Below are 22,210 nucleotides of genomic sequence, written 5' to 3'. Positions count from 1 at the left end.
GAATTGGAGCGCACGGCTATGTCGGCCACAACGACACTCTCCCCTAAAGCAGTGATTTTCGACGCCTACGGCACGCTGTTCGACGTGCATTCGGTCGTCGCTGCGGCGGAGCAGATGTTCCCCGGCCACGGCGACGCGCTCTCGCAGTTGTGGCGGCAAAAGCAAATCGAATACACGCAGTTGCGCACCCTGGCCGACCCCGCGGGCGCGCGCTATCAGCCGTTCTGGAACATCACGCTCGACGCGCTGCGCTTCGCCGCGCACAAGCTCGGCCTCACGCTCAATCGCGCGGCGGAAAAGCGCCTGATGGACGAATATGCGTGCCTGTCCGCCTTCCCCGATGCCGTACCCGCGCTGCGCCAGTTGCATGACCCGCGCAGCCAACGCGAGCGCGGCGTTGCCGACGCAGCGGGCAACCAGGGCGCCCCACTCGGCCTCGCCATCCTGTCCAACGGCAATCCGCAGATGCTCGACATTGCGGTGAAGAGCGCCGGCATGTGCGGCCTGTTCGACCACGTGCTCTCAGTCGACACGGTGCGCGCCTACAAACCGGCGCCCGCCGCCTACGCACTCGGCACCCAGGCATTCGGCGTCGCGCCCAAAGAGATCGTGTTCGTCTCGTCGAACGGCTGGGACGCCGCCGGCGCGAACTGGTTCGGCTATACGACTTTCTGGCTCAACCGGCAAGGCGCTCCCGCTGAAGAGCTAGGCGTCACGCCACACGGCACGGGCGGCAGCATGAACGAGCTGCTCGTGTTTCTGCAATCCCTCGCAGCGCCCGACGGGAGCCGCAGCCGCATGCGCCACAGCCCTGGCGCATGACGGCCCGCACACCCAACGGACACCTGCAACGCAGTACTAAGCAACGACCAGGCAACCTGGTGCAGCAAAGACGCACCTGAAGACGCACCTGAAGCCACCCCTAAACCGCAGTTAAACCGCATTTGACGATCTGCATCTTTGCAATCTGACCGACCAAGGAGAAACCATGGCGCACACGCTTTCATCGTCGCAGTTGCCGCAGGGCATGGAAATCACGGCTGAGATCAAGCCGGGTTATGAAACGATCCTCACCCGCGAAGCGCTCGAACTTGTCGCGGCGCTCCATCGCACGTTCGAGCCGCGTCGTCAGGCTCTGCTGAAAGCGCGCATCGAACGCACCAAGCGGCTCGATGCCGGCGAGCGTCCCGACTTCCTCGTAGAAACGAAGAGCATCCGCGACGGCGACTGGAAGATCGCGCCGCTGCCGCAGGATCTGCAATGCCGCCGCGTGGAAATCACCGGGCCGGTCGAGCGCAAGATGATCATCAACGCGCTGAACTCGGGCGCGGATTCGTACATGACGGACTTCGAAGATTCGAACGCGCCGAGCTGGGACAACCAGATCAGCGGCCATATCAATCTGAAGGACGCGGTGCGCCGCACGATTTCGCTGGAACAGAACGGCAAGTCGTACCAGTTGAACGACAAGATCGCCACGCTGATCGTGCGTCCGCGCGGCTGGCACCTCGACGAAAAGCATGTGACCGTGGACGGCCAGCGCGTCTCCGGCGGCATCTTCGATTTCGCGCTGTTCCTGTTCCACAACGCCCGTGAACTCGTGGCACGCGGCTCGGGCCCCTACTTCTATCTGCCGAAGATGGAGAGCCATCTCGAAGCACGCCTGTGGAACGACATCTTCGTCGCCGCCCAGGAAGTGGTCGGCGTGCCGCGCGGCACGATCCGCGCCACGGTGCTGATCGAAACGATCCTCGCCGCGTTCGAAATGGACGAGATCCTGTACGAGCTGCGCGAACATAGCTCGGGCCTGAATGCCGGCCGCTGGGACTACATTTTCTCGGCTATCAAGAAGTTCAAGGCCGACCGCGACTTCTGCCTCGCCGACCGCTCGCAGATCACCATGACCTCGCCGTTCATGCGGGCCTACGCGCTGCTGTTGCTGAAGACCTGCCACCGCCGCAACGCACCGGCCATCGGCGGCATGAGCGCGCTGATCCCGATCAAGAACGACCCGGCTGCCAATGACCGCGCGATGGGCGGCGTGCGCTCGGACAAGGCACGCGACGCGGGCGACGGTTACGACGGCGGCTGGGTGGCACACCCGGGCCTCGTGCCGATCGCCATGGAAGAGTTCGTCAAGGTGCTGGGCGACAAGCCGAACCAAATCGGCAAGCAACGCGCCGACGTGGAAGTCACGGGCAAGGATCTGCTCGACTTCCGCCCGGAAGCGCCGATCACCGAAGCGGGTCTGCGCAACAACATCAACGTCGGGATTCACTACCTCGGTTCGTGGCTGGCCGGCAATGGCTGCGTGCCGATCCACAACCTGATGGAAGACGCCGCCACCGCGGAAATCTCGCGCTCGCAGGTGTGGCAGTGGATCCGCTCGCCGAAGGGCGCGCTCGACGACGGCCGCAAGGTCACGGCTGAACTGGTGCGCGAACTGTCGAAGCAGGAACTCGACAAGGTCAAGAGCGCAGTGGGCGGCGACACGAAGCCGTATGACCGCGCCGCGGAAATCTTCGCCGAGATGTCGACCTCGGAGCAGTTCACCGAGTTCTTGACGCTGCCTTTGTATGAGGAAATCTGAGGTGCGCGCTCAGGGTGCCCAACTGCATCTGAGCGTACCTCTTGACGCCGGACGCGGATTCCGGCGCCACTGATGTAGCCGCGCCGCTCTTCGCTGTAGCGGCGCGGATCGCAAGGTTGACCGACCGCACGGCCCAGCAGGCTCAGGCTTGCCGGGCCGTTTTTTCGGCCGCTGCGACCCCGGTGCGACCCGTATGGGCTAATGCTAGCTCGTGCGGCTCAGTGCAGGTTAGCGTGAGCGGCGATGCGCCACCCAGTCGCCGCCACGAATCTCGGGCAAGCCCTTCACCGCGCTTTTCGCAACCGGATAGAAGCGGCATGCCAGCGCCGCGCCGTCCACTTCGACCGTGACCTGGCGCGCCACGAACAGACCCTCGACACCGGGATAAATCTCCTCGATTTCATCGAGTACGGCGATCAGCTCCGGATCGATTTCATAGACATCGCCGTGCACCGGCGGCCCCGCCTCGTCGGGCACCAGCCCCGGATAGTTACCGAAGTCGAACAGGTGGCCGCGCACCGTGGTCGTGCCGAGCAGCGTCGGTTCGGCGATGTCGTGCCGCGCGGCGGCCTCGCTGATGTCGTTGATCTCGCCGGCCCGCAGGGTGCCGTACACGAAAACTTTCTGCATCGTGGTGAGTCCTCTCGGTTGGATCAATACGGGTTCCGTGACCCGGGTGGCAGGTTGGTTGAGCAGTGCATTATGCCCCTGCGCCGTGGCCCGCGGCTTGCAAGAACTACCAGCTCGAGCCACAGACAGCCTGACGCCCTACAATGGGAGCCACCTAACCGTTCAGGGTTCCGCCCGGTCTCACCGTCATGAATGGATCCGACGCTTCCACGCTCTCCACCCAGGTCGATTTCGCCGATATTCCGCCGGCATTCGCGCCGACGCCGACCCATCCGATCCGCGTGCGCTCGCGGCCGATGCCGGCCGGCGTGCGCATCGCCCGTCATACCCACGCGTGGGCCCAGGTCGCCTACGCGTCGCGCGGCGTGCTGCGCATCGGCACGCTCGGCACCACGTGGATGGTGCCGCCGTCGCGGGCCATCTGGGTGCCGCCGCATGTGACGCACGAAGTGGTGATCGTCGAGGATGCCTTCTTGCGCACGCTCTATATCGAAGAGAATGCCGTCCCGCCGGGACTGGATGCCTGCCGCGTGGTGGAGGTGTCGAACCTGCTGCGCGAAGTGATTGCAGCACTCGATACGCCCGGAATCTCGGCCACCCGAGAACAGGTGCTCGGGGCCTTGGCGCTCGATGAGCTGACCCGCTCCGAGCCGCTGCCGCTGTCCGTGCCGATGCCCAACGAAAAGCGCCTGCGGGCGCTATGCGAAGCTGTGATCGCGGACCCGGCCAACTCCGATTCGCTCGAACAGTGGGCCGCGAGCGTCGGCGCCAGTACCCGTACGATTGCACGGCTGTTTCGTCAGGAGTTGGGCGTGAGCTTTTCGCAATGGCGCCAGCAGGCGCTGCTGGCCCGGGCGATTCCGTTGTTAAGCCAGGGGCGGCCGCTCGCGCACGTGGCGCTGGAATTGGGCTATCAAAGCCAAAGCGCCTTTTCGGCGATGTTCCGGCGCGCCTTCGGCACGAGTCCGCGCGCCTTCATCGAACGCGGTTCGGAACGTGACCAGCCTGAGATGGATACGCAGGCCGGCCCTTAGACGCGCCGCGCCAGGTGACGGATGGCGCCGAGTTGCGCGAGGCGCGGCCCGGCGAGCTTGTAACCCATGCGCAGATAAAGCCGCGCCGCGGGATTGTCGACGAACACACGCAGTTGCAGTTCGCGCAAGCCGCGCTCGCGCGCCCATTGATGCGACAGTTCCAGCAGATAGGTTCCCGCACCGCGCCGGCGGAAACCGTCGGCAATCTGCACGTCGCGGATATGCAGCGAATCGCCCTCCTCCGTGATGCGCAGCACACCGGCCGCCTGGCCGTCCATTTCGAGGATGTAGTTCTCCGACTCGCGCCAGCTGCCGAGGAACAGATCGCTGCGCCAGACCAGATGGTGCCGGTGATAATAGCCGCCCATGTTGTTGCGGGTCAGCGCTTCGGCAAACGCGAAGTCGTCCATGCTGGCTTTGCGCAACTGGAACGGCGACGGTGCATCGTTAGGAACGAACATGGCACGGCGGGCAAATGGGTGGTCGGCACAACGGTAAAACAGGCTGCCCGTGCTGGCAATGGCTGTTTGTCCCGAGACGGATGGGGACGGATGAAATAGCGCAAAAAGATGACGTTACGCTTACAGATCACATCGCCCGATCATCGCCGGTTCGACCCCGACACCACGTCGATCCACACCGCCAGCACCAGGATGCTGCCTTTGACGATCATCTGCCAGTACGCATCCACGTCGAGCATCGACATGCCATTGTCGAGACTCGCCATCACCAGCGCGCCGATCAAGGCGCCATACACGGTCCCCGAGCCGCCACGCATCGAGGTGCCGCCGATAAAGCATGCCGCGATCGCATCCAGCTCGCCCATCGATCCGGCCGAAGGCGAGCCCGCTGCCAGCCGCGCCGTATTGACGATGCCGCCGAACGCGCACATCAAGCCCATCAGCGCGAAGATCGCCAGCTTCACGCGGTTCGTATTCACGCCCGACAGACGCGTCGCTTCGAGGTTGGAACCCACGGCATAAATGCGGCGCCCGAACACGGTTTGCGTCGCGATCCAGGTGAAGATGCCCAGCAGCGCCAGCAGCAACAGCACCGGCACCGGGATGCCGCCGTAGCGGTCGAGCGTCGCCACAAAGGCGAACAGGATCACGCCCGCCCCGACGATCTTCGCCGCGTCCTGCCAGACCGGCACCACCGGCAACTGGTAGCGCTGCCGGTTGCGCCGCTGCCGCACGGTCAGAAGCGCCAGCAGCGCGAACAGCACCACTGCCAGCGTATCGCCCGCGAGCCTCGGCAGATAACCCTGACCGACGAACACGAAGCTATCGGACACGGGCGCGATGGTCGAGCCGCCGGTCACGCCGAGCAGAATGCCGCGATAGGCCAGCATGCCGCCCAAACCGACGATAAACGACGGCACCCGCCGGTAGGTCGACCACCAGCCGTTGAAAAGACCCACCAGCACACCGAGCACCATCACCACCGGCACGGTGACGCCGATCGGCCAATGACGGTTGACGTCGAGAATCGCCGCGACGCCGCCGAGCAGGCCGAGGAGCGAACCCACCGACAGATCGATCTCGCCCGCGATAATGACGAACACCATGCCGCAGGCGAGCATGCCGGTGATCGACATCTGCCGCAACAGGTTCGACAGATTGCGCGGCGTGATGAACGCCCCGCTGGTCAGAAACGAAAAGAAGATCCAGATGGCCGCCACCGCAAACAGCAACGCGAGAATCTTGTAGCGCGCGAACAGTTGCTGCACGCGCTGCGCCCCGCCGAACGATCCGTGCGATGAGGCGTCTTTCGGGGATTGGGAAGTGACATCGGGAGTCATGCTGCGCTCGCTCCGGTTAGATTCGTGGCTCGCTGCGCCGGACGGATCGCGGCGGTGAGGATGTCCTCCTGGGTCAGGCCGTCGTTGATGAAGTCGCCGCGCAATTCACCCTCGCCGATCACCAGCACACGATCGCTGATGCCGAGCACCTCGGGCATTTCCGACGACACCATCACGATCGACATGCCGCGCTGTGCGAGCTGCACGATCAGTTTGTAGATTTCATATTTGGCGCCGACATCGACGCCGCGAGTCGGCTCATCGAGGATCAGCACCTTCGGGTCGGTCAACAGCATGCGGGTGAGCACGGCCTTCTGCTGATTGCCGCCGGAAAGGCTCGCAATCGACAGCATCGGATGCGCCGCGCGCACCGAGAGCCGCTTCATCTCCGTATGAATCGTATCGAGCTCGGCCGCCGAGTCGATACGCGCGCCCTTGGCAAAGCGCTGCAAGACCGACAAGGTGATGTTGTGCCCGACGCTCAGCTGCGGCACGATGCCGTGACGCTTGCGATCCTCCGGAACCATGCCGATACCGGCGCGAATCGCATCGGCCGGTGCGCGGATCTTCAGAGGCTTGCCGTCGAGCAGCACGGTCGCCTCGCACACGCCGGGATAAGCGCCGAAGATCGCCTGCATCAATTCCGTGCGTCCCGCCCCCACCAGTCCAGCCACACCGAGTATCTCGCCGCGTCGTAAGGTGAACGACACATCGTCGACCCGCTTGCGACGCGGATTGGTGACGTCGAAACAGGTCACATGCCGCGCTTCGAAGATCACCTCGCCAAGCGGCCGCGGCTCGCGCGGAAACAGATTGGTGATCTCGCGGCCCACCATCATCGCGATGATGCGATCGGTGGTCAGCGCGCGCATGGGTTCCGTCGCGACATGGCGGCCGTCGCGGATCACCGTGATCGTGTCGCACACGGCTTCGACCTCGTCGAGCTTGTGCGAGATATACACGCAGGCCACGCCGCGCCGCTTCAGATCGCGCACGATATCGAGCAGAATCTGCGTCTCCGAACTGGTCAGCGACGACGACGGTTCGTCGAGAATCAAGAGCTTTGCGCGCTTGTTGAGCGCCTTGGCAATCTCGATCAACTGCTGATGGCCGCCGCCGTAATTCATCACCGGCTGCGCCACATTGATGCCCACGATATGCAGTTCACGCAGCAGTTCGTCGGCGCGCTGGAACATCGCCGCGTAGTTCATGCGACCGCCCGGCAGCGTGATTTCGTTGCCGAGAAAGATGTTCTCCGCCACCGACAGCTCCGGCACCAGCATCAACTCCTGGTGGATGATCACGATCCCGGCGCGTTCGGTATCGCGCACGTTGGCCGCCTTGAGCGGCTGCCCTTCCCAGAGGATTTCGCCGTCCCAGGTGCCGTACGGATAGACTCCGGAGAGCACTTTCATCAGCGTCGATTTGCCCGCGCCGTTTTCGCCGCACAGGCCAACGCACTCGCCGGGCGCAACCGCCAGATCGATACCGTCGAGTGCCTTCACGCCGGAAAACGCTTTGACGATGTTGTGCATCGCCAGTAAAGGTTGCGTCATACCCATTTGCCTCGCTGCAGGGAGCGCGGCAACGCCGCTGCGTGCAAGCCGCAGCAGGCGCCACCGCGCGTCGATTCCACTTATTGGCTCGCGAGCTGCGCCTGGGTATAGAAACCGTCCTTCACGACGATATCCACGTTACTCCTGGTGAGAAGCGTCGGTTGCAGCAGGATGGTGTCCACCTTCTTCTTGCCGTTGTCGTACTGCGCGTTATAGGCGGGCTTCTCGCCCTTGGCGAGCTGCACGGCAAGGGTTGCTGCCTGGCTGGCGATCAGCTTGAGCGGCTTGTAGACCGTCATTGTCTGTGTGCCGCCAATCACCCGCTTGACGGCCGCAAGGTCCGCGTCCTGGCCCGACACCGGCACCTTGCCGGCCATATGCTGCGCCGCGAGCGCCTGGATCGCGCCACCTGCGGTGCCGTCGTTGGACGCCACCACCGCATCGATCTTGTTGTTGTTCGCGGTCAGGGCATCTTCCATGATGCGCAGAGCTGTCGACGCACTCCACTCCGGCACCCACTGCTGGCCGACCACCTTGATGTCGCCGCGGTCGATCGCCGGCTTGAGGATCTTCAACTGGCCTTCGCGCAACATCTTGGCGTTGTTGTCGGTAGGTGCGCCGCCGAGCAGGAAGTAGTTGCCCTTCGGCTGTGCGTCATAGACGCCTTGAGCCTGCAGTTCACCGACCTTTTCGTTATCGAAGGAGATATAGGCGTCGATATCGGCATCGAGAATCAGACGGTCGTACGACACCACCTTGATACCCGCTTTCTTCGCCTCGGCCACCACGTTGCCGAGCGTCTTCGAATTGAACGGCACGATCACGATCACGTCGACGCCGCGCGAAATCAGGTTCTCGATCTGCGAGATCTGCCGCTCTTCGCTGGCGTCAGCCGATTGCACCGACACCTTGGCGCCGAGTTTTTCCGCGGCAGCCACAAAATAGTCGCGATCGCGCGACCAGCGTTCGACCCGCAGGTCATCGATACAGAAACCGATTTCCGGATGATCCTTGCTCGCGTGCGCAAGCGGCGCGGCGAGCGACAGGCTGGCGAGCACCGCTCCACACACAAGCGAACCCAGAACAGAACGACGCGTTGCGAATTTCATGTCTCACTCCTCTCTCTTATCGCCGGCAATGCCGGATTAACGGCCTGCGCGACACAGCGCGCGGCCGGATACAGACTACTAGGGACTACCAGGTACTACCGCTTGCGGCGCGGCCAGTGCGGCCGCGTGTTTCTTTAGTTTTCTGTTCGACGGGTTGGCAATGGCAGCCCCGTGCGCGGCACGCTAGGCGTGTCCGGCAAACACCGGTTCGAGCGCCCGATACAGCGCATGAAAGGTCGGGCGCCGTTCATTGCGATACCACGCGTGACGCACCATGTCGGGTTCGCGCACGGCGAGAATCTCGGGGGTCGGGCAGATCGCATCGAGCGGTGCGCCGGGCTCCAGCGCCAGATGCGCAAGCCGCGCCGCGCCCAGCGCCGGACCGACTTCGCCACCGGCGCGCAAGGTTAGCGGGCGCCCGGCGAGATCCGCCAGCATCTGAGTCCAGTAGGCGCTGCGCGAGCCGCCGCCGATCACCGAGATCTCGTCGGGCACGAGCCCCGCCGCGTGCAGCGCATCCATGCCGTCGAGCAAGGCGAAACCGACACCTTCGAGGGTTGCGTTCGCGAGGTCGGCACGGCTGGTTTGCGGCGCAAGTCCGTAAAACACGCCCTTTGCGTTGACGTTGTTGTGCGGCGTGCGCTCGCCCGACAGATAAGGCAGGAACCACGGCCGGCGATCGCGCGCCTCGCGTTCGGCATCGGCGAGCAGCGCGGCGACGTCGGCATAGCCTGTTAGTTGCGCGGTGAAGTCGAGGCAGCCCGCCGCGTTGAGCATCACCGACATCAGATGCCACGTCTGCGGCAAGGCATGACAGAAGCTATGCACCGCCGATGCGGGGTTGGCCAGAAAGCCGTCGGATACCGCGAAATACACACCGGAGGTGCCGAGCGACAGCATCGCCTGCTTCGGCCTGACGATGCCCACGCCCACCGCGCCCGCCGCGTTGTCGCCGCCGCCCGCGATCACGGGAATCTCGCGCAGGCCCCACTCGCGTGCGAGTTCCGGCTTGAGCAGGCCCGTCACCTGGTTACCCTCGAACACCTTGGGCATCTGCTTCTGGTACAGGCCACAGGCGCCGAGCAAGGCCGCGCTGTAGTCGCGTTGCGCCACGTCGAGCCAGAGCGTGCCCGCCGCGTCCGACGGATCGGTGGCAAAGCCGCCGGTCAAGCGATAGCGCAGGTAGTCTTTCGGCAACAGCACATGGGCGATGCGCGCGAAGATCTCCGGTTCGTGCTTGCGTACCCATAGCAGTTTGGGCGCAGTAAACCCCGGCATCGCCAGATTACCCGCCACGCTGCGCAGTTGCGGCACGCTCGCCTCGAGTTCGCGGCATTCGGCATCCGAGCGCCCGTCATTCCATAGAATTGCCGGGCGCAATACCTCGCCTTGCGCGTCCAGCAAGGTCGCGCCGTGCATCTGGCCGGTGAGGCCAAGCGCTTCGATCTGCTGCGCGCCGATGCCGGCACCGCGCGCCTGTGCGAGCAGCTCGGCGAGCGCCGCCGTGCTCGCCTGCCACCAGTCCTGCGGCGCCTGTTCGGACCAGCGCGGCTGTGGCCGGCTCACCGTGAGCGGGTGTGAAGCCGTCGCGCGCACCTGTCCGTCGCGGTCGAGCAGCACGGCCTTGACGCCCGAGGTGCCGAGGTCGATACCGATGAACATGTCGCAATCCTCGCTTAGCGCAGACCGTAGACCGCCTGGTTCACGACGTTTTCCAGGCGCTCCTGCTGACCGCTCGCATGCTGCGGATTCAGGCCGCGATCGAGCGCGTCGCTGGCGAGCGTCGCCAGCGAATAGCCACCGGAAAGAATCTTGCGGCCGAACTCGGTGTCCCAGCCGGCGTAACGCTGGCGTTTGAACTGTTCGAGGCGGTCGTTTTCGACCAGCACGGCGGCGCGCTCGACCGCGAGCGCCAGGTTATCGATGGCGCCGATATGCCCATAGAACAGATCCTCCGCGTCGACGCTCTGGCGCCGCACCTTGGCGTCGAAGTTCATGCCACCGGTCGTAAAGCCGCCGTGTCTGAGGATTTCATAGAAGGCAAGCGTCAGTTCCTCGACGCTGTTCGGAAACTGGTCCGTATCCCAGCCGTTTTGCGGGTCGCCGCGATTCGCGTCGACGCTGCCGAAGATGCCGAGCGCAAATGCCGTGGCAATCTCGTGATGAAACGAGTGTCCCGCGAGCGTTGCGTGATTGGCCTCGATGTTGACGCGAATCTCGTTCTGCAAGCCGTATTGCGTGAGGAAGCCGTGCACGGCGGCGACGTCGTAATCGTATTGATGCTTGGTCGGCTCCTGCGGTTTCGGTTCGATCAGGAGCGTGCCCTTGAAGCCGATCTTGTGCGAATGCTCGACCACCATGCTGAGAAAGCGCGCGAACTGATCGCGTTCACGCTTGAGGTCGGTATTGAGCAGCGTCTCGTAGCCTTCGCGGCCGCCCCACAGCACGTAGTTCTCGCCGCCTAGCCGTTGGGTAGCGTCGAGCGCGTGGCGCACCTGGGTGGCGGCGAATGCAAATACGTCGGGATTCGGATTGGTCGCCGCACCGCCGGCATAACGCCGATGCGAGAACAGGTTGGCCGTACCCCACAGCAGCTTGACGCCGGTGTCCTGCTGCTTGCGCGCCAGATAGTCGGCGATCCGCGTGAAGTTCTCGCTGTACTCCTTCAGGCTGCTGCCATCGGGAGCGACATCGGTATCGTGGAACGTGTAGTAAGGGGTGCCGAGCTTCGAGAAAAACTCGAACGCGGCATCGGCTTTCTGGTGGGCGCGCTCCATCGGATCGCCCGGTTGCTGCCATGGGCGTGCGAAGGTGCCCTCCCCGAAGATGTCCACGCCCGGCCACACGAAGGTGTGCCAGTAGCAGACGGCGATGCGCAGATGCTCCTCGAGCGTCTTGCCGAGCACGCGCCTGGTGCGGTCGTAATGGTGAAAAGCGAGCGGGTTGTCCGATTGCGGGCCTTCATAACGGACAGCGGGAATGTGTTCGAAGTAGGACATCAGTGTCTCCTGTCGACCGGAGTTAGTGCTTTAGCTGTCGACCAGAGTTCGCGCTTTAGCGCGTTACTTTGGTGCCATGCAAAGCTCTTACTCCGGTCCCATGAAAGGTGTTGGGTACTTATTGCTGCAGTGCAACCCGCGCCAGGTAGGCGGCCCCATGCAGCATGGCGCTGCATGGGACTGCGCGAGTTCGACAAGCTGACGCCATGCTGCCGCGCGCGGCAGCGCCCCGCAATTGCGAAATTGCGCAGCCCAGCTAATGTTTCTCACCGCTTGCGTCAGCGCCACGCACACGCCACCCAAACCCGGCCTAAAATAACCAGACGCTTAAAAGGAGACAACGGCCCGCCGCCCGCAAGGTCCGCGCGCCGTCACCCGCGATGACCCGACCCCAGACGCCGCAAACGCCGCATCGAATCGCCCTGCTGTTCAACGCGAACAAGGTGTACGACCGCGAGATCATCAGCGGCATCGGCAATTACCTGCTCTCGACCCGCGTCGCGTGGGACCTGTTTCTGGAGGAGGACTTCCGCTGCCGCCTGACCGGCATCGAGCGCTTCGACGGCGACGGCATCATCGCGGACTTCGACGACCCCGCAGTCTGCGAAGCCCTGCGTGATTGCCCGCTGCCGGTGGTGGCGGTCGGCTCGTCGTACGAGGACGAGACGCAATACCCGACCGATCTGCCGTATATCGCGACCGATAACGCCAAGCTCGTCTCGCTCGCCTATACCCATCTGATCGGCGCAGGACTCGCGCACTTCGCCCTCTACAGTCTGCCGCAAGCGCCCGAGAACCGTTGGGCGCAGCAGCGCGAACTGGCCTTTGCCGGCCTGCGCGCCGCTGAAGGGCGCAGCGCCGAGGAGATCGACGCCGAGATCTACCGCGGCCTGTCCACCAGCGCGCCGGCGTGGAATCAGGCGATCGAACAGCTCACCGGCTGGCTGGAAAAGCTGGAAAAACCTGTCGGCATCATTGCGGTGACCGACGCGCGCGCCCGCCAACTGCTGCAGGCCTGCCTGATCGCCGGTATTGCGGTGCCCGAGGAGGTCGCCATCATCGGCATCGACAACGATCCGTTGACCCGTACCCTCACCCGTATTCCACTTTCGTCCGTGATCCAGGGCACCGAAGAAATGGGCCGCACCGCCGCCCACCTGCTGCATCAGATGCTGCATGGCGCGCGCTTTCCGGGCCGGCGCATCCGCGTGCCGCCGGTCGGCATCAATGTGCTCGAATCTACCCGGCACCAGCCGCTCACGAGCCCATATGTGATGCGCGCGCGGCACTTCATCCGTCAGTACGGCTGCCAGGGCATCCGCACCGAACAGGTAGCCGATTACGTCGGCGTGTCGCGCTCTTCGCTGGAAGAATATTTTCGGCGTGAGTTGCAATGTACGGTGCATCAGGAGATCCTGCGGCATAAGCTCGATGCGGCCAAGGCGCTGCTCGCCAAACGCGACGCCTCGAGCGCGGAAGTCGCGATCCGTTGTGGCTTCACGTCGCTGCAGTACATGTACGCGGTATTCCGCCGTGAACTCGGCTGCACGCCGCGCGAATATCAGGAACGCACGAAGTCGACTGCCGCGCCAGGCTAGATACGGCAGGCACGGCGCACACCGCGTTGGCCTTGCATTGGGTTCGCGTTGGCTTTTTTGGAATCTCTTTCTCTCCCACCGATATGATCAGTCAAGCACGCTTCTCGACCGCCCCCTGGGGCACTGTGCCCGGTGGCGACCCCGTCCATCTCTTCACACTGCGCAATGCACACGGCATGAAGGTAAGCGTGAGCGAGCTGGGCGCCACGCTAGTGTCCTGGCATGCGCCGGACCGTACCGGCAAGCTTGGCGACATCCTGCTCGGTCACGACACGCCGGCTGACTACCTTGCGTCGACCACCTATATGGGTGGCCTGATCGGCCGCTGGGCGAACCGGATTGCCGGAGCGCGCTTCACGCTCGACGGCATCGAATACACGCTCGATCGCAACGAGGGCGACAACCTGCTGCATGGCGGCGCGAGCGGCTTTAACCGCCAGCACTGGCAAGCCAGCGAGGATAACGGTGCGCTCGTGATGCGGCTCGAGTCGCCGGAGGGTGACGCGGGCTTTCCTGGCAATCTGTCCGTGCAGGTACGCTACACGCTTGACGACGACGGCACGCTGACGATCGCCTACGAGGCGCTCGCCGATGCGCCGACGCCGCTCAGCCTGACGAGCCATCCGTATTTCAATCTGAGCGGCAACCCGGCCTCCGATGTTCGCGGCCATGTGGTGTCGATCGATGCGGACGCGTTCTTCGAAGTCGATGCAGCGATGATCCCGTTCCAGCGCACCGAGGTCGCAGGCAATGCATTCGACTTTCGCCAGAGCGCCCCCCTGGGCGCACGGCTCGACTGGCCGAATACGCAACTCGCGCTCGCGGGCGGCTTCGATCATTGCTACGTGTTGCACGATGCAGGCGGCATACCTCACCCGGCGCGGCCGGTGCGCGAAGTGGCCCGCGTCTACGAGCCCGGCAGCGGGCGCGAACTCACCGTCCTCACCGATCAATGGGGCCTGCAGTTCTATACCGGCAACCACCTCGAAGGCGAGCCGGGTCGCGGCGGCATCACTTATGCGAAGTATGCGGGGCTGTGCCTCGAGGCCGGTGGCTTTCCCAACCAGATCAATATGGCCGAACCCGATCAGGTGGTGTTGCGTCCCGGCGCGCAGTACCGGCAGCTCACGCAGTATCGTGTGGGAGTCCGTACGGGTATCTGAGCACGGTAACGAGTGCAAGGCGCGGCAGCCCGGCCTCGCCATGCATGGCGCATCAAGAGCCACATTCTCCTTTCGTAGTAGCTGATTTCAAGCGCAAATCGGCGTGATAGAGTCCTGCGGAGCCGCTCAAAAGGCGGCTACTATAAAAGACCTTTACTACACCGCCGCTTAAGCTGAAGGAGAAACAAAATTAACAAGACTCTCAAAGCCGTTGCCGCCGCAACGCTTTCTTTAGCCTCGATCCATGCAGGCGCTGCCGGCTTTGTCAGCGCTGACAGCCACACCCTGCAGAACGCCAACACCGTCAACGTGACCGGCGCCTCCAATGCCAACAACGGCGGCGAAAACAGGGATCGCGAGACGCTCTCGATCGCGGTGGTGGACAGCAACGGCCCCGTTGCGGATGCCAAATGCAGCCTGACCAATTCCAAGGGCGACTGGACGGTAACGGCTCCCGATAACGTCGACGTGCGCCGCTCAGATTCGGACCTGCAGATCAAATGCGAGAAGACTGGCTACGACCCGGTCTCGACGACCATCAAAGCGTCGAAGACCCAGATTCCGCGTCCGCAGTTCCACTTCGCCGCGGGTGGCACCGGCGACGACGATGAGGATGCAATGATTACCGTGCCGCAATACACACCGTCGATCACCGTGACGCTGGGCGGCAGCAAGCAGGCCAGCAGCAACTAGCCCCTTATCCAGCGGGCATGATCTGAAGCGGATTGCGCGCCACCAGGGCCCGCACCAGCGCCCAATCGTCATGCTCGCAAAAGTCGATCATCACCGTCCCGGCCGGGCCGTCGTGCTGGCCGGGTTGTTCATTGATGCGTTCGTTGATGCGCTCAGTGAAGCGCTCGTTCATGCCGCGCACCGCCTGATCGCCGCAGGCCACCGCGTGCGGGTTGGCGGCCATTCCGGTGCCGCTGCAAAAGTTCAGCACCCAGCGCGCAGCGCTCAGCTGCGGCGTACGCGCCAGCAGCGCCTCGATGACCCGCCACTTGTACTCCATCGACACCCGCACCGGTACGCGAAACTCATCCTGAATCGTAAAAGCTGCACCTTCGATGTCGAGATCGAAAGTCGAATTGTCGGGCCACGCCGAGAGATCGATGCCAAGCGGCGTCGCGCTCTCGAAGCGCCTGAGCAGCACGATCGAACCTCGCACGTCGGCGAGGCATGGAGTCGTATTCCCCAAATACCAGCGAACCTCCGGATAGCGCACCAGATACGCTTCGAACGTAGCCTCGAAGCTGCGCGTGCAGGCCCGTGTGCCGCACTCGTCCTTCACCGACATGACGATGCATTCGCTCGGGTGCTGCGCAAGAAAACCAGCGCAGTCTGCGATCACATCATCGAACATCAGGCCGAGCGCGATGCGCGCGTGATTGATGTGAAAGACGTCGTCTTCATGCCGGCAACGGATATCGAGCACGCGCACACCATGCGCGAGCTGCTCCGTCAACGTCGCGCCTTGCGTGCGAGCGAGTGAATCGTCGACCGTATATGCGCAGGTGTCGTGGCTGCCCGGCAGCGTCAGTTGATTGAGCATGCGCTCGTCTGGCAGCGCCGACATCCAGCGCGCCAGAGCGGGCTCTGCCGGCATCAGGTGAGCGCTCATGGTCGTACGCTCAAATGAACGTGAGCACGCTCACGGGGTTGGGCAGGCAGGTTCAATCTAGCTCTCCTTGCAATGCGAAAGCCTAATCATCGCTGAAATCGTTTACGGTCCAATAAACTTTGCCGCGCCGCGTTTTTGCGCCTATTCCGACGAATAAGTTGCGGTAAGCTTGTTGGCATCACGTACTTACATCATGACATGACTCAAAAGCAGAGACTGTGGGTCACGGCGTCGGACGTCGCGCGCCGGGCCGGCGTGTCGCGTTCGGCCGTTTCGCGTGCGTTTACTCCCGGTGCCAGCATTGCCCCCGAAACACGCGAACGCGTGATGAAAGCAGCCAACGCGATGGGCTATCAGGTGAACATGATTGCGCGCGAAATGATTCAGCAGCGCAGCAGTCTAGTCGGGGTCGTGACCGCGGGCTTCGAGAATCCGTTTCGCGCACGGCTCCTCGCGCATATCTCGCTTGCCCTCACCCAGCATAACCTGTCGCCGCTCGTGATGAACGCGGAAGACCCCGCGCAAACCAAGCACTCGCTGGAAATGCTGCTGAGCTATCGGATCGCCGGTGTCATCATGACGTCCGCCTCGCCGCCGCTCGATCTGGCGCGCCAGTATCTGAAGCTCAAGGTACCCGTCACGATGATCAACCGGGGCGCCGATCTCGACGAAGCCGACGTGGTAGTGAGCGACAACGCAGGCGGCGGCGCGATGGCCGCCCGCATGCTGGTCGACACGGGCGCCACCCGCCTTGCCTTCATCGGCCCGAGCAAGACGAGCTATAGCGGCAAGTCGCGCCGTGCTGCATTCGTGCGTGCCGTAAAAGGCGTGGTCGGTGCGAGTGGCGAGCCGGTCGTCACGGTCGTCACCCCCGCCGACGATTACGCGAGCGGCGTGAAGGCCGCGCTGCAACTGCTGGGCGAGCCGCAACAGCAACGGCCCGACGGCGTGTTCTGCTCGTCGGACCTGCTGGCGCTCGGTTTTATCGATATCGCGCGGCAGCGCTTCAATCTGCGCGTGCCGCAGGATATCGCCGTGGTGGGGTTCGACGATATCCCGGCGGCGAGCTATGAGAACTATGAGCTGTCGACGATTCGGCAGGATACCGAAGGACTGGCCAACGTCGCGGTCGAGATGCTGCTGGAGCGGATGGATTCGTTTCGCGGCGCATCGCGAGTGCGCGCGGTGCCCGTCTCGAGCGTCGTGCGGCGCACCTGCGAGTAAGAGAGTCGCTTAAAAGCAGTCCCTCAAAGACAGCCGCTCAGGCGACCCGGCGCCCGCTGTGCGCGTCGAAGAAATGCATCTGCGCTGGCGGCAGCAGCACCTGCAGCACCGCGCCGGGGTCCGGCCGCTGATGATGAGGCAAGCGCACCACGAGGCTTTGCCCCTGCCATTTTCCATGTGCGAGATTGTCCGCGCCGAGCACCTCGCAGACCTCCACCTCCAGTGAAACGCACGCGTGAGCGTCTGCCGCCGCGCGCTCGCCGCACACAATGTGCTCCGGGCGGATCCCCAGCACATATTCGCCGTCGGCTTGCAGCGTCACGCCTGACTGTTCAACGCCCGCGAGCGGCAAGCTCGGGCCGCCCGCTACCGCGAAGGTCTGCCCCGATGCGCTGAAACGCCCCCTGAGCAGGTTCATCGCAGGCGCCCCCATGAAGCTCGCCACGAAGGTGCTGGCGGGCCGTTCGTAGATTTCCGCCGGCGCGCCGATCTGCTCGATGCGGCCGCCATTGAGCACCACGACCCGCTGCGCCAGCGTCATCGCTTCGACCTGATCGTGCGTCACGTACAGGCTTGTGGTGCCGAGCCGCGCATGCAGCTTGCGCAGCTCGACACGCATCTGGCCGCGCAGCTTCGCGTCCAGATTCGAGAGCGGCTCATCGAACAGGAACAGCGCCGGCTCGCGCACCATCGCGCGGCCCATCGCCACCCGCTGCCGCTGGCCGCCAGAGAGTTCACGCGGCCGGCGCGCGAGCAACGGCCCCAGTTCGAGCATCGCGGCGGCAGCCGCGACGCGCTCGCGGATCGTCGCGGCCGGTGTGCCGCGGATCTTCAGGCCGTAGGCAATGTTCTCTTCCACGCTCATATGCGGATAGAGCGCGTAGTTCTGAAACACCATCGCTACATCGCGCTCTTTCGGCTCCAGGTTGTTGACGACCCGCGAGCCGATCGCGATCTGCCCCGCCGTCACGCTTTCGAGCCCCGCCACCATCCGCAGCAGGGTCGACTTGCCGCAGCCCGACGGGCCGACCAGCACGACGAATTCGCCATCGGCGACGTTCAGATCAATGTCCTGCAAGACCGGCTGCTGACCGGCGTATGCTTTCTGCACCGCGCTGAATGTAAGAGTTGCCACGCGTAGGTTTCCTTGGAATTGAGCTTTCGAGTCAGGCTGTGCTGCGCGCGGATCACTTTTCCGCGTCGACGAGACCTTTGACGAACCAGCGCTGCATCGCCAGGATCACGACCAGCGGCGGCAGCATGGTGAGCAGCGTGGCGCTCATCACGAGTTGCCATTCCGTCGCCGTGTCGCCGCTCGCGATCATGCTTTTGATGCCGACCACGGCGGTCGTCATCGAAGTGACGCTCGTCGTGAGAATCGGCCACAGATACTGGTTCCAGCCGTAGATAAAGGTGATGACGAAGAGCGCCGCGATATTCGTTCTGGAGAGCGGCAGCACGACGTCGATGAAAAAACGCACCGCCCCGGCGCCATCGATGCGCGCGGCTTCGAGCAATTCGTTGGGCAGCGTCTTGAAGAACTGGCGAAACAGGAAAGTCGCGGTCGCCGAAGCGATCAACGGCAAGGTGAGGCCTGCATAGGTATCGGTCAGATGCATCGACGAGACCACGGCAACCGTCGGGAAGATGCGCACTTCGACGGGCAGCATCAGCGTCGCGAAGATCAGCCAGAACGAGGCCTGCCGCAGCGGGAAGCGGAAAAACACCACTGCGTACGCCGAGAGGATCGACACGGCGATCTTGCCGAGCGAAATGACGAGCGCCATCACGAGGCTATTGAGCAGCATGCGGCCGAACGGATTGCCGGCATACCCAGTGCCCGCGCGCAGCACCGTGGCGACGTTCTCGAACAGATGCGTGCCGGGCACGAGCGGCATCGGCACCGTCAGCACCTCGCGAGCGCTGAGCGTGGCCGCGCACAGCGCGATATACACGGGAAAAACCGTGATCACGACACCGGCGATCAGCAACGCATGACAGAACACGTCGAACCATTTGCGATTCTCGATCATGTGTACTGCACCTTTTTCTCAATGAAGCGGAACTGGACCACGCTCAACGCCACCACGATCAGCATCAGCACGACCGATTGCGCGCCGGAGCTGCCGATATCCAGTCCTTTGAAACCTTCGTCGAAGATCTTGTAGATCAGCGTGCGGGTGGACTGCCCCGGACCGCCGCCGGTGGCGGCATCGATGACGGGAAACGTATCGAATAGCGCGTACAGAAGATTGACCACCAGCAAAAAGAAGCTGGTCGGCGACAGCAACGGCCACGCAATATTGAAGAAGCGCCGCACTGGACCGGCGCCGTCGATGGCAGCCGCTTCGATCAGCGAGCGCGGGATCGCCTGCAGCCCCGCATAGAAGAACAGAAAGTTGTAGCTGACCTGCTTCCAGACCGAGGCCAGCACCACCAGCGTCATCGCCTGGCCCGGGTTCAAGGCGTGATTCCAGACAATGCCAAGCTTCGCCAGCCCGTAGGTGACAAGACCGATACTCGGGTTGAACATGAAGCCCCACAACACGGCGGCAATTGCCGGCGCAACCGCATACGGCCAGATCAGCAAGGTCTGATAGACGCGCACACCGCGCGTCACGTGATTAGCCGCGGCGGCGAGCAACAAGGCCGCGAACAACCCCAGAAACGTGACCAGCGCCGAAAACACCAGCGTCGTGCCGAACGAGGCGAGATACAGGGGATCGTGGAATAGCCGCGTAAAATTGGCGAAGCCGACAAATTCGCTCGAGGTGCCGAATGCGTCCTGCACCTGCGTCGACTGCCAGAGCGCTTCACCGGCCGGCCAGACGAAGAACACGAGCGTGATGATCAATTGCGGCGCGAGCAGCAGATACGGCAGCGGACTCGCGGTAAAACTTGAGCTGATGCGGGAGCGACCCTTGAAGCTGGCTGGCATCGAAGACAAGCGCTTGTAGAAAGTAAAAAACGGCGGCCGCACGGATGCGCAGCCGCCCAACGGAGAAGCCCAGATGAAAAAGTTAGCTTGACTGACTAGTTCTGCTGCTGCTCGAAACGGCGCAGCAGTTCATTGCCACGTGCGACGCTCGCATCGAGCCCTTGCTGCGGGGTCTTGGTACCGGCCCACACCTGCTCGAGCTCTTCGTCGACCACGGTGCGGATCTGCGGCATGTTGCCCAGACGCAAGCCCTGCGTGTACGGCAGCGGCGGCTTGTTCAGCATCTGCTTGATGGCCGTCTCGGCGCCGGGGTTTTTGGCGTAATAGCCTTGCTGACGGGCGAGTTCGTAAGCGGCCTGAGTCACCGGCAGATAGCCGGTGTCTTCATGCCACCTGGCGGCGACTGCCGGGCTCGAGAGATAGGCGAGGAACTTCGCTACGCCCTTGTAGACTTGCGGGTTCTTGCCGGCTAGCACCCACAGGCTCGCGCCGCCAATGATCGCGTTTTGCGGCGCGCCCTTCACCGACGGGTCGTACGGCATCATGCCGGTGCCGAAATCGAACTTCGCCGACTTGCGAATCGTGGCAAGCGCACCCGACGAGTTGATCACAATGCCGCAATCGCCGCTATAGAACTTCGAGTTTGCTTCGTCCTTGCGACCCGCGTAGGTAAACGTGCCCTGCTTCGCCATGTTGGCCAGGAAGGCAATGTGATTCACCTGCAGCGGCTGGTTGAATTCGAGCGACGCATCGAGACCGTCGAAGCCGTTGTTCTTCGTGGCAAACGGGGCGCCATGCCATGCGCTGTAATTTTCAAGCTGGGTCCAGCCCTGCCAGGCCGTCGAGAAGCCGCAGGCCATGCCGCTCGCCTTCAACTTCGCGGCGTCGGCGGCGACTTCGTCCCAGGTCTGCGGTGCACGGTTCGGGTCAAGCCCGGCTTTGCGGAACGCGTCCTTGTTGTAGTACAGGATCGGCGTCGAGCTGTTGAATGGCATCGAAATCAGGCGGCCGGTCTTCGCTTCGCTGTAGTAGCTGGCAATCGCCGGCACGAAGGCGTGCGTATCGAGCGGCACGCCGGCATCCTGGAACACCTTCCACACCGGCACGACGGCTTTCTTCGCGCCGATCATCGTCGCGGTGCCGACTTCGTAGACCTGCAGGATCGCCGGCGCGTCACCACTACGATAAGCTGCGATGCCCGCCGCCAGGGTCTGGTCGTAATTGCCCTTGAAGACCGGCACGATCTTGTACTCGCTTTGCGATGCGTTGAAATCGTCGGCGATGGCGTTCACGCGCTCGCCGAGCGAGGCTTCCATCGCATGCCAGAACTGAATTTCGGTGGCTGCCTGCGCGGCCTGGCCGGCAAACAACGCAAGGCCGCTCGCAGCGGCCGCGGCCACCGCCTGGCGGAGCCATTTTGCTTTCAACATAGGTCTGTCCCAATCGTCTTGTGCGTCCGCCGCGCGCTCGCTGCTATCGCTCTCGCGCGGCGGGCGGACCGTATGCGGCCGCGGCAAGACCTCGCCGCGGCCGCTATGGCTGCGTGTTTTAGAACGTGTGACGGATACCCACACGCACCAGCGTCTGCGTGTCGCCGGCCGACGAAATGCCGTTCGCCACGTCGCCGATCGACGCCGTCGCGTTCACGATGTTGCCGTACTGGTCGAGAGTCTTGCCGCTCGCCTTCTGATAGCCGACCAGACCGTACAGCGCCGTACGCTTGGACAGGAAGTAGAACGTCGACAGGTTGAACTGGTTGTACTTCGGACCCGACTGGCCCTGGATCGACGTGCCCGCCGTGTAGTCGTAGCCCGCCGCGACGCGCAGCGCCGGGTTGACCTGCCACGAGGCCGTCGCGCCCGCCGAGTTGAAGGTCTCCTTGCCCTTGAAGAGAGAGAAGCTGCTCGCCTTGTACTGCGTGTTGCTGTACGACACGCCCAGCGTCAC

20 protein-coding genes are annotated in these 22,210 nt (G+C 63.6%); 7 read left to right on the top strand and 13 right to left on the bottom strand.

The annotated features are described in order from the left end of the window. Window positions 1–18: 18 nt before the first annotated feature. Both BLQ92_RS34635 and aceB read left to right on the top strand, forming a co-directional pair. Entirely contained in the window at window positions 19–822 is an 804-nt protein-coding gene (locus BLQ92_RS34635; protein ID WP_090693933.1) for a (S)-2-haloacid dehalogenase, read from the top strand. A gap of 166 nt (window positions 823–988) precedes the next feature. Next, the gene (gene aceB / locus BLQ92_RS34630; RefSeq protein ID WP_090693929.1) at window positions 989–2,590 is read left to right on the top strand and encodes a malate synthase A; all 1,602 of its coding nucleotides are present in this window, start codon (window positions 989–991) and stop codon (window positions 2,588–2,590) included. Window positions 2,591–2,818: 228 nt separating this feature from the next. On the opposite strand, the gene BLQ92_RS34625 is transcribed toward aceB, so the two are convergent. After that, complete coding sequence (locus BLQ92_RS34625; protein WP_090693925.1) at window positions 2,819–3,220, bottom strand: gamma-glutamylcyclotransferase family protein; 402 nt, start codon at window positions 3,218–3,220, stop codon at window positions 2,819–2,821. A gap of 188 nt (window positions 3,221–3,408) precedes the next feature. Here BLQ92_RS34625 and BLQ92_RS34620 point away from each other — a divergent pair, with 188 nt between their 5' ends. Then, window positions 3,409–4,254: an AraC family transcriptional regulator gene (locus BLQ92_RS34620; RefSeq protein ID WP_090693921.1), complete on the top strand. Its 846-nt coding sequence runs from the start codon at window positions 3,409–3,411 to the stop codon at window positions 4,252–4,254. Here the strand turns inward: BLQ92_RS34620 and BLQ92_RS34615 are convergent. The 6 genes from BLQ92_RS34615 to xylA all read right to left on the bottom strand — a co-directional run bounded on the left by BLQ92_RS34615 (window position 4,251) and on the right by xylA (window position 11,719). Next, window positions 4,251–4,715 (bottom strand): GNAT family N-acetyltransferase, encoded by a 465-nt coding sequence (locus BLQ92_RS34615; RefSeq protein ID WP_090693918.1) that lies wholly within the window; start codon window positions 4,713–4,715, stop codon window positions 4,251–4,253. The two genes, BLQ92_RS34620 and BLQ92_RS34615, sit on opposite strands and share 4 nt — an antisense overlap. A gap of 140 nt (window positions 4,716–4,855) precedes the next feature. Then, a complete protein-coding gene (locus BLQ92_RS34610; RefSeq protein ID WP_090693914.1) occupies window positions 4,856–6,055 on the bottom strand; it encodes a sugar ABC transporter permease in 1,200 nt (399 codons plus the stop codon). Beyond that, window positions 6,052–7,611, bottom strand: a complete 1,560-nt coding sequence (gene xylG, locus BLQ92_RS34605; protein ID WP_090693911.1) for a D-xylose ABC transporter ATP-binding protein — start codon at window positions 7,609–7,611, stop codon at window positions 6,052–6,054. Before xylG ends, BLQ92_RS34610 begins: the two co-directional genes overlap by 4 nt. Window positions 7,612–7,691: 80 nt before the next feature. Continuing rightward, entirely contained in the window at window positions 7,692–8,720 is a 1,029-nt protein-coding gene (gene xylF / locus BLQ92_RS34600; protein ID WP_090693907.1) for a D-xylose ABC transporter substrate-binding protein, read from the bottom strand. Window positions 8,721–8,903: 183 nt separating this feature from the next. Next, window positions 8,904–10,382, bottom strand: coding sequence for a xylulokinase (gene xylB, locus BLQ92_RS34595; protein ID WP_090693904.1), 1,479 nt, complete (start codon window positions 10,380–10,382; stop codon window positions 8,904–8,906). A 14-nt stretch (window positions 10,383–10,396) separates the two neighbouring features. Beyond that, window positions 10,397–11,719, bottom strand: a complete 1,323-nt coding sequence (gene xylA / locus BLQ92_RS34590; RefSeq protein WP_090693900.1) for a xylose isomerase — start codon at window positions 11,717–11,719, stop codon at window positions 10,397–10,399. A 380-nt stretch (window positions 11,720–12,099) separates the two neighbouring features. On the opposite strand from xylA, the gene BLQ92_RS34585 reads away from it, so the two are divergent. The 3 genes from BLQ92_RS34585 (at window position 12,100) to BLQ92_RS34575 (ending at window position 15,173) form a co-directional block, all read left to right on the top strand. Beyond that, window positions 12,100–13,317 carry a XylR family transcriptional regulator gene (locus tag BLQ92_RS34585; protein ID WP_090693896.1) on the top strand — a complete coding sequence of 406 codons (1,218 nt, stop codon included), beginning with the start codon at window positions 12,100–12,102 and terminating at the stop codon, window positions 13,315–13,317. 83 nt (window positions 13,318–13,400) lie between these two features. Next, window positions 13,401–14,480, top strand: coding sequence for an aldose epimerase family protein (locus BLQ92_RS34580; protein WP_090693893.1), 1,080 nt, complete (start codon window positions 13,401–13,403; stop codon window positions 14,478–14,480). A gap of 309 nt (window positions 14,481–14,789) precedes the next feature. Further along, the gene (locus tag BLQ92_RS34575) at window positions 14,790–15,173 is read left to right on the top strand and encodes a hypothetical protein (RefSeq protein ID WP_090693888.1); all 384 of its coding nucleotides are present in this window, start codon (window positions 14,790–14,792) and stop codon (window positions 15,171–15,173) included. Window positions 15,174–15,177: 4 nt separating this feature from the next. Here the strand turns inward: BLQ92_RS34575 and BLQ92_RS34570 are convergent, their stop codons facing one another. Beyond that, window positions 15,178–16,101: a phosphatidylinositol-specific phospholipase C gene (locus BLQ92_RS34570; protein WP_175772188.1), complete on the bottom strand. Its 924-nt coding sequence runs from the start codon at window positions 16,099–16,101 to the stop codon at window positions 15,178–15,180. 198 nt (window positions 16,102–16,299) lie between these two features. Here BLQ92_RS34570 and BLQ92_RS34565 point away from each other — a divergent pair, with 198 nt between their 5' ends. Further along, window positions 16,300–17,325 carry a LacI family DNA-binding transcriptional regulator gene (locus BLQ92_RS34565; protein WP_090693884.1) on the top strand — a complete coding sequence of 342 codons (1,026 nt, stop codon included), beginning with the start codon at window positions 16,300–16,302 and terminating at the stop codon, window positions 17,323–17,325. A 37-nt stretch (window positions 17,326–17,362) separates the two neighbouring features. Here BLQ92_RS34565 and BLQ92_RS34560 read toward each other — a convergent pair whose 3' ends face one another. From BLQ92_RS34560 to BLQ92_RS34540, 5 genes are all read right to left on the bottom strand, one after another. Continuing rightward, entirely contained in the window at window positions 17,363–18,460 is a 1,098-nt protein-coding gene (locus BLQ92_RS34560; RefSeq protein WP_090693881.1) for a sn-glycerol-3-phosphate import ATP-binding protein UgpC, read from the bottom strand. 52 nt (window positions 18,461–18,512) lie between these two features. Further along, window positions 18,513–19,358: a sn-glycerol-3-phosphate ABC transporter permease UgpE gene (ugpE, locus tag BLQ92_RS34555; protein WP_090693877.1), complete on the bottom strand. Its 846-nt coding sequence runs from the start codon at window positions 19,356–19,358 to the stop codon at window positions 18,513–18,515. Next, window positions 19,355–20,263, bottom strand: coding sequence for a sn-glycerol-3-phosphate ABC transporter permease UgpA (gene ugpA, locus BLQ92_RS34550; RefSeq protein ID WP_090694172.1), 909 nt, complete (start codon window positions 20,261–20,263; stop codon window positions 19,355–19,357). The genes ugpE and ugpA overlap by 4 nt, the downstream gene beginning before the upstream one ends. A gap of 95 nt (window positions 20,264–20,358) precedes the next feature. Beyond that, on the bottom strand, window positions 20,359–21,693 hold the full coding sequence (ugpB, locus tag BLQ92_RS34545; RefSeq protein ID WP_090694168.1) for a sn-glycerol-3-phosphate ABC transporter substrate-binding protein UgpB: 1,335 nt from the start codon (window positions 21,691–21,693) through the stop codon (window positions 20,359–20,361). A 118-nt stretch (window positions 21,694–21,811) separates the two neighbouring features. Next, window positions 21,812–22,210 (bottom strand): porin (locus BLQ92_RS34540; protein ID WP_143016731.1); only part of this gene is annotated, 399 nt, incomplete at its 5' end.

It is taken from the genome of Paraburkholderia phenazinium (assembly GCF_900100735.1).
In the GTDB taxonomy this organism is placed as follows: domain Bacteria; phylum Pseudomonadota; class Gammaproteobacteria; order Burkholderiales; family Burkholderiaceae; genus Paraburkholderia; species Paraburkholderia phenazinia.
This window is presented reverse-complemented; position numbering and strand designations above follow the sequence as displayed.

Coding starts and splice junctions, on each gene's coding strand:
- BLQ92_RS34620 (WP_090693921.1), top strand. CDS start 3,409: ATGAATGGATCCGACGCTTCCACGCTCTCCACCCAGGTCGATTTCGCC.
- BLQ92_RS34585 (WP_090693896.1), top strand. CDS start 12,100: ATGACCCGACCCCAGACGCCGCAAACGCCGCATCGAATCGCCCTGCTG.
- BLQ92_RS34615 (WP_090693918.1), bottom strand. CDS start 4,715: ATGTTCGTTCCTAACGATGCACCGTCGCCGTTCCAGTTGCGCAAAGCC.
- xylA (WP_090693900.1), bottom strand. CDS start 11,719: ATGTCCTACTTCGAACACATTCCCGCTGTCCGTTATGAAGGCCCGCAA.
- BLQ92_RS34565 (WP_090693884.1), top strand. CDS start 16,300: ATGACTCAAAAGCAGAGACTGTGGGTCACGGCGTCGGACGTCGCGCGC.
- BLQ92_RS34610 (WP_090693914.1), bottom strand. CDS start 6,055: ATGACTCCCGATGTCACTTCCCAATCCCCGAAAGACGCCTCATCGCAC.
- BLQ92_RS34635 (WP_090693933.1), top strand. CDS start 19: ATGTCGGCCACAACGACACTCTCCCCTAAAGCAGTGATTTTCGACGCC.
- BLQ92_RS34625 (WP_090693925.1), bottom strand. CDS start 3,220: ATGCAGAAAGTTTTCGTGTACGGCACCCTGCGGGCCGGCGAGATCAAC.
- BLQ92_RS34580 (WP_090693893.1), top strand. CDS start 13,401: ATGATCAGTCAAGCACGCTTCTCGACCGCCCCCTGGGGCACTGTGCCC.
- xylG (WP_090693911.1), bottom strand. CDS start 7,611: ATGACGCAACCTTTACTGGCGATGCACAACATCGTCAAAGCGTTTTCC.
- ugpA (WP_090694172.1), bottom strand. CDS start 20,263: ATGCCAGCCAGCTTCAAGGGTCGCTCCCGCATCAGCTCAAGTTTTACC.
- ugpE (WP_090693877.1), bottom strand. CDS start 19,358: ATGATCGAGAATCGCAAATGGTTCGACGTGTTCTGTCATGCGTTGCTG.
- ugpB (WP_090694168.1), bottom strand. CDS start 21,693: ATGTTGAAAGCAAAATGGCTCCGCCAGGCGGTGGCCGCGGCCGCTGCG.
- aceB (WP_090693929.1), top strand. CDS start 989: ATGGCGCACACGCTTTCATCGTCGCAGTTGCCGCAGGGCATGGAAATC.
- BLQ92_RS34570 (WP_175772188.1), bottom strand. CDS start 16,101: ATGAGCGCTCACCTGATGCCGGCAGAGCCCGCTCTGGCGCGCTGGATG.
- xylB (WP_090693904.1), bottom strand. CDS start 10,382: ATGTTCATCGGTATCGACCTCGGCACCTCGGGCGTCAAGGCCGTGCTG.
- xylF (WP_090693907.1), bottom strand. CDS start 8,720: ATGAAATTCGCAACGCGTCGTTCTGTTCTGGGTTCGCTTGTGTGTGGA.